The sequence below is a fragment of the Pseudomonas sp. 43(2021) genome (assembly GCF_017490805.1).
GTDB lineage: Bacteria > Pseudomonadota > Gammaproteobacteria > Pseudomonadales > Pseudomonadaceae > Aquipseudomonas.
Genome location: NZ_JAFGYJ010000059.1, coordinates 1 through 3,491, shown reverse-complemented (window position 1 = coordinate 3,491; position 3,491 = coordinate 1). Strand labels below are relative to the sequence as shown.

The following is a 3,491-nucleotide window of genomic DNA, read 5'->3' as shown; positions in this document are numbered from 1 at the left end:
TTATTCTGGGCGCGAACAGTCAGGAGCAGCGGGAAAGGCTGACCGGCTGGATTGGTGAAATTGCCGCGTATTACGCCGCAGCGCCGGTCCGGCTGGGAGGCGCAAAAGTACCGCACCTGATGCCGGGTGACTCACTGAACCTGCAGACGGCTCAGGATACGGATAACGGCTACTCCGTGTTTGAGCAGTCACTGCTGCGGTATATCGCTGCCGGGCTGGGTGTCTCGTATGAGCAGCTTTCCCGGAATTACGCCCAGATGAGCTACTCCACGGCACGGGCCAGTGCGAACGAGTCGTGGGCGTACTTTATGGGGCGGCGAAAATTCGTCGCATCCCGTCAGGCGAGCCAGATGTTTCTGTGCTGGCTGGAAGAGGCCATCGTTCGCCGCGTGGTGACGTTACCTTCAAAAGCGCGCTTCAGTTTTCAGGAAGCCCGCAGTGCCTGGGGGAACTGCGACTGGATAGGCTCCGGTCGTATGGCCATCGATGGTCTTAAAGAAGTTCAGGAAGCGGTGATGCTGATAGAAGCCGGACTGAGTACCTACGAGAAAGAGTGCGCAAAACGCGGTGACGACTATCAGGAAATTTTTGCCCAGCAGGTCCGTGAAACGATGGAGCGCCGTGCAGCCGGTCTTAAACCGCCCGCCTGGGCGGCTGCAGCATTTGAATCCGGGCTGCGACAATCAACAGAGGAGGAGAAGAGTGACAGCAGAGCTGCGTAATCTCCCGCATATTGCCAGCATGGCCTTTAATGAGCCGCTGATGCTTGAACCCGCCTATGCGCGGGTTTTCTTTTGTGCGCTTGCAGGCCAGCTTGGGATCAGCAGCCTGACGGATGCGGTGTCCGGCGACAGCCTGACTGCCCAGGAGGCACTCGCGACGCTGGCATTATCCGGTGATGATGACGGACCACGACAGGCCCGCAGTTATCAGGTCATGAACGGCATCGCCGTGCTGCCGGTGTCCGGCACGCTGGTCAGCCGGACGCGGGCGCTGCAGCCGTACTCGGGGATGACCGGTTACAACGGCATTATCGCCCGTCTGCAACAGGCTGCCAGCGATCCGATGGTGGACGGCATTCTGCTCGATATGGACACGCCCGGCGGGATGGTGGCGGGGGCATTTGACTGCGCTGACATCATCGCCCGTGTGCGTGACATAAAACCGGTATGGGCGCTTGCCAACGACATGAACTGCAGTGCAGGTCAGTTGCTTGCCAGTGCCGCCTCCCGGCGTCTGGTCACGCAGACCGCCCGGACAGGCTCCATCGGCGTCATGATGGCTCACAGTAATTACGGTGCTGCGCTGGAGAAACAGGGTGTGGAAATCACGCTGATTTACAGCGGCAGCCATAAGGTGGATGGCAACCCCTACAGCCATCTTCCGGATGACGTCCGGGAGACACTGCAGTCCCGGATGGACGCAACCCGCCAGATGTTTGCGCAGAAGGTGTCGGCATATACCGGCCTGTCCGTGCAGGTTGTGCTGGATACCGAGGCTGCAGTGTACAGCGGTCAGGAGGCCATTGATGCCGGACTGGCTGATGAACTTGTTAACAGCACCGATGCGATCACCGTCATGCGTGATGCACTGGATGCACGTAAATCCCGTCTCTCAGGAGGGCGAATGACCAAAGAGACTCAATCAACAACTGTTTCAGCCACTGCTTCGCAGGCTGACGTTACTGACGTGGTGCCAGCGACGGAGGGCGAGAACGCCAGCGCGGCGCAGCCGGACGTGAACGCGCAGATCACCGCAGCGGTTGCGGCAGAAAACAGCCGCATTATGGGGATCCTCAACTGTGAGGAGGCTCACGGACGCGAAGAACAGGCACGCGTGCTGGCAGAAACCCCCGGTATGACCGTGAAAACGGCCCGCCGCATTCTGGCCGCAGCACCACAGAGTGCACAGGCGCGCAGTGACACTGCGCTGGATCGTCTGATGCAGGGGGCACCGGCACCGCTGGCTGCAGGTAACCCGGCATCTGATGCCGTTAACGATTTGCTGAACACACCAGTGTAAGGGATGTTTATGACGAGCAAAGAAACCTTTACCCATTACCAGCCGCAGGGCAACAGTGACCCGGCTCATACCGCAACCGCGCCCGGCGGATTGAGTGCGAAAGCGCCTGCAATGACCCCGCTGATGCTGGACACCTCCAGCCGTAAGCTGGTTGCGTGGGATGGCACCACCGACGGTGCTGCCGTTGGCATTCTTGCGGTTGCTGCTGACCAGACCAGCACCACGCTGACGTTCTACAAGTCCGGCACGTTCCGTTATGAGGATGTGCTCTGGCCGGAGGCTGCCAGCGACGAGACGAAAAAACGGACCGCGTTTGCCGGAACGGCAATCAGCATCGTTTAACTTTACCCTTCATCACTAAAGGCCGCCTGTGCGGCTTTTTTTACGGGATTTTTTTATGTCGATGTACACAACCGCCCAACTGCTGGCGGCAAATGAGCAGAAATTTAAGTTTGATCCGCTGTTTCTGCGTCTCTTTTTCCGTGAGAGCTATCCCTTCACCACGGAGAAAGTCTATCTCTCACAAATTCCGGGACTGGTAAACATGGCGCTGTACGTTTCGCCGATTGTTTCCGGTGAGGTTATCCGTTCCCGTGGCGGCTCCACCTCTGAATTTACGCCGGGATATGTCAAGCCGAAGCATGAAGTGAATCCGCAGATGACCCTGCGTCGCCTGCCGGATGAAGATCCGCAGAATCTGGCGGACCCGGCTTACCGCCGCCGTCGCATCATCATGCAGAACATGCGTGACGAAGAGCTGGCCATTGCTCAGGTCGAAGAGATGCAGGCAGTTTCTGCCGTGCTTAAGGGCAAATACACCATGACCGGTGAAGCCTTCGATCCGGTTGAGGTGGATATGGGCCGCAGTGAGGAGAATAACATCACGCAGTCCGGCGGCACGGAGTGGAGCAAGCGTGACAAGTCCACGTATGACCCGACCGACGATATCGAAGCCTACGCGCTGAACGCCAGCGGTGTGGTGAATATCATCGTGTTCGATCCGAAAGGCTGGGCGCTGTTCCGTTCCTTCAAAGCCGTCAAGGAGAAGCTGGATACCCGTCGTGGCTCTAATTCCGAGCTGGAGACAGCGGTGAAAGACCTGGGCAAAGCGGTGTCCTATAAGGGGATGTATGGCGATGTGGCCATCGTCGTGTATTCCGGACAGTACGTGGAAAACGGCGTCAAAAAGAACTTCCTGCCGGACAACACGATGGTGCTGGGGAACACTCAGGCACGCGGTCTGCGCACCTATGGCTGCATTCAGGATGCGGACGCACAGCGCGAAGGCATTAACGCCTCTGCCCGTTACCCGAAAAACTGGGTGACCACCGGCGATCCGGCGCGTGAGTTCACCATGATTCAGTCAGCACCGCTGATGCTGCTGGCTGACCCTGATGAGTTCGTGTCCGTACAACTGGCGTAATCATGGCCCTTCGGGGCCATTGTTTCTCTGTGGAGGAGTCCATGAC

At 58.4% G+C, this 3,491-nt stretch carries 4 protein-coding genes; all 4 read left to right on the top strand.

Going from position 1 to position 3,491, the window contains the following annotated elements; genetic code table 11:
* On the top strand, positions 1–722 hold a 722-nt coding region (locus J5M71_RS25660; RefSeq protein WP_047662475.1), incomplete at its 5' end, for a phage portal protein.
* On the top strand, positions 703–2,022 hold the full coding sequence (locus J5M71_RS25655) for a S49 family peptidase (RefSeq protein ID WP_000123343.1): 1,320 nt from the start codon (positions 703–705) through the stop codon (positions 2,020–2,022). The genes J5M71_RS25660 and J5M71_RS25655, both read left to right, overlap by 20 nt.
* Before the next feature lie 9 nt (positions 2,023–2,031).
* Positions 2,032–2,364: a head decoration protein gene (locus J5M71_RS25650; RefSeq protein WP_001297109.1), complete on the top strand. Its 333-nt coding sequence runs from the start codon at positions 2,032–2,034 to the stop codon at positions 2,362–2,364.
* 55 nt (positions 2,365–2,419) lie between these two features.
* Positions 2,420–3,445 carry a major capsid protein gene (locus tag J5M71_RS25645; protein ID WP_000063280.1) on the top strand — a complete coding sequence of 342 codons (1,026 nt, stop codon included), beginning with the start codon at positions 2,420–2,422 and terminating at the stop codon, positions 3,443–3,445.
* Positions 3,446–3,491 lie beyond the last annotated feature (46 nt).

Coding starts and splice junctions, on each gene's coding strand:
- J5M71_RS25650 (WP_001297109.1), top strand. CDS start 2,032: ATGACGAGCAAAGAAACCTTTACCCATTACCAGCCGCAGGGCAACAGT.
- J5M71_RS25645 (WP_000063280.1), top strand. CDS start 2,420: ATGTCGATGTACACAACCGCCCAACTGCTGGCGGCAAATGAGCAGAAA.